Here is a 3,129-nt window from a genome sequence, read left to right as displayed (position 1 = left end):
CGCGGGCCGCTGCCGGCAGCCTTCACCGAGCGCCTGCGCGAGTGCGAGCGCGCCCTGGAACCCCACGTCGACTGGTCCCTGACCGCGGTGCTGCGCGGCGAGCCCGGAAGCCCGGCCTACAGCGGCCCCGACGCGCGCGTGGACGTGGTCCAGCCGGTGCTGTGGGCCGTGATGGTCTCCCTGGCCCGGGTCTGGGAGACCATGGGCGTGCGTCCGGCAGCCGTCATCGGCCACTCCCAGGGTGAGATCGCCGCCGCCTGCGTGGCCGGGATCCTGAGCCTGGAGGAGGCGGCCCGGGTCACCGCACAGCGCAGCCGTGCCCTGACCGCCCTGGCCGGTTCCGGCGGGATGGCCTCCCTGGGGATGTCGCGCGAGCGCGCCGAGGAGCTGGTGGCGCGCGTCGACGACCTGCACCTGGCCGCCGTCAACGGGCCCGAGTCGGTCATCGTCTCCGGCAGCCCCGCCGCCGTGCGCCGGGCCGTGGACCACTGCGTCGACAACGGCCTGCACGGGGCCCTGGTCGACGTCGACTACGCCTCGCACTCCGGCCACGTCGGAGAACTGCGCGAGGGTCTGCTGGAACGCCTGCAGGGCCTGGACCCGCAACCCGGCAACGTTCCGCTGCTGTCCACCCTCACCGGTGAACCGCTCGGCGAGGGCGGCCCCGCCATGGACGGCGGTTACTGGTACCGGAGCCTGCGCGGGACCGTCCGGTTCGCCGAGGCCGTCTCGGCCGCCGTCCGGGCCGGCCACACCGCGTTCGTCGAGGTCGGCCCGCACCCGGTGCTCTACCACGGCATCCGCCACACCCTGGAGGACGCCGGGCTCGACGGGCCCGTTCTTGCGACCCTGCGCCGCGGGCAGGGCGACCAGGGTCGGCTGCTCACCGCCGCGGCCGAGGCCCACACCTCCGGCCTGGACGTGGACTGGGGCACCCTCCTGCGTGGCGCCGGAGCGCGCCGCGTCGACCTGCCCACCTACCCCTTCCAGCGCACCCGGTTCTGGCCCGAGGCCGTGCCCGCGGCCCCGGCCGCGCCCACTGCTGCGCCCGGAGCCCAGCCCCCGCAACAGGCGTCCGGAGGGGAGGGCTCCACGGTGGACGCGCTGGGCCTGGTGCGCACCCTCAGCGCGCAGGTGCTGGAGGTCGAGGCCCTCACCGAGGCCGACGACACCCGGGCCTTCCGCGACCTGGGCTTCGACTCGATCATGCTCATGGAGCTGGCCGACCTGATCGAGGACGGGACCGGATACCGCCTCGAGGACACCGACCTGTTCGACCTGCCCACCCCCGGCGATCTGGCCGCCTTCCTCACCGAGCAGCTCGGCGAGGGTGCCGAGGCCCTGGCCGCGCCGGCTGCCGGGGCCGCCTCCGCGCGCACCCCCGCGACTGCTCCGGCGCTCGTGCCCGCCGCCACGGCCCGCACCGCACCCGAGGACGACCCGGTCGCCATCACCGCGATGTCCTGCCGCCTGCCCGGCGGCGTGCGCTCACCCGAGGCGCTGTGGTCGCTGGTGGACAACGGCACCGACGCGACGGGCGAGTTCCCCGACAACCGCGGTTGGGACCTGGACCGCCTCTTCCACCCGGAACAGGGCAGGGCCGGACACACCTACACCCGGCGCGGCGGGTTCCTGCACGACGCCGACCAGTTCGATGCCGCCTTCTTCGGGATCAGCCCCCGCGAGGCCGACGCCATGGACCCCCAGCAGCGGCTGCTCCTGGAGACCTCCTGGGAGGCCGTGCAGCGGGCCGGGCTGACCACCGACGAGCTGCGCGGACAGCAGGTCGGGGTGTTCGTCGGCGCGATGCCCACCGAGTACGGGCCCCGCCTGGCCGACCCCGGCGCGGGTACCGACGGCGGGTACCGGCTCACCGGCAGCACCCTGAGCGTGGCCTCCGGGCGCATCGCCTACGTGCTGGGCCTGCGCGGGCCCGCCCTGACCATCGACACCGCCTGCTCGGCCTCCCTGGTGGCCCTGCACCAGGCTGCCGCCGCGATCCGCCGCGGCGAGTGCGCCATGGCCCTGGCCGGCGGCGCGACCGTCATGGCCACCCCCGGTATGTTCCTGGAGTTCTCCGCCCAGCGCGGGCTCTCCGCCGACGGCCGCTGCCGGGCCTTCGGTGCGGGCGCCGACGGCACCGCCTGGGCCGAGGGCGCCGGCATGCTCATGCTCGAGCGCGCCTCCCAGGCCCGCCGCGCCGGCCGCCCCGTCCTGGCGCTGCTGCGCGGCAGCGCCGTCAACTCCGACGGGGCCTCCAACGGGCTCACCGCACCCAACCGGGAGGCGCAGGAGCGGGTCATCCTCTCCTCCCTGGCCTCGGCCGCTCTGGCCCCCCACGACGTCGACGCCGTCGAGGCGCACGGCACCGGCACCCGCCTGGGCGACCCGATCGAGGCGCGCGCCCTGATGTCGGTCTACGGGGCCGGGCGCGGCGAGGCGGGCCTGCCCGATCTGCGTCTGGGCTCGCTCAAGTCCAACGTCGGCCACACCCAGGCCACCGCCGGGGTCGCCGGGGTCGCCGGGGTCATCAAGATGGTGCAGGCCCTGCGGTTCGGGCGCCTGCCGCGCACCCTGCACGTGGACGAGCCCACGGGCGAGGTGGAGTGGTCCGACAGCGGGGTGCGCCTGCTCTCCGACAACGAGGAGTGGCCCGACACAGGACGCCCGCGCCGGGCCGCCGTGTCCTCCTTCGGCATCAGCGGCACCAACGCCCACGTGGTGCTGGAGGGCGTGGCCGAGGAAGGCGCCCCGGTCATCGTTCCGGACGACCCCTTCGAGCGGTCGCGCCACTGGATCGTGCCCGCGGCCGCCGAGCCCGAGCCCGCCCCGGAGCCGCTGCTCGGCCAGGGCCTGGAACTGGTCTCCGGCGACACCGTCTTCGCCGGCTCCCTCGGCGTGGCCGACCACCCCTGGCTGCGCGACCACCGCCTGTGGGGCCGCACCGTGGTCCCCGGGACCGCGTTCGTGGAACTGGTCGCACACGCCGGTGCGCGTGTGGACGCCCCCGTGGTCGCCGACCTGACCCTGGAGGTCCCCCTCACCCTTCCGCGCGCCGCGAGCGTGCCCGTGCAGGTGAGCGTGCATGCTCCCGGGCGCGACGGGCACCGCGAGGTCGTCGTGCACTCG

1 protein-coding gene is annotated in these 3,129 nt (G+C 75.8%); it reads left to right on the top strand.

Going from position 1 to position 3,129, the window contains the following annotated elements; genetic code table 11:
• Positions 1-3,129 (top strand): type I polyketide synthase (locus D474_RS0118435; RefSeq protein ID WP_017615000.1); only part of this gene is annotated, 3,129 nt, incomplete at both ends.

This window comes from Nocardiopsis salina YIM 90010, assembly GCF_000341025.1.
Classification (GTDB): domain Bacteria; phylum Actinomycetota; class Actinomycetes; order Streptosporangiales; family Streptosporangiaceae; genus Nocardiopsis; species Nocardiopsis salina.
This window is presented reverse-complemented; position numbering and strand designations above follow the sequence as displayed.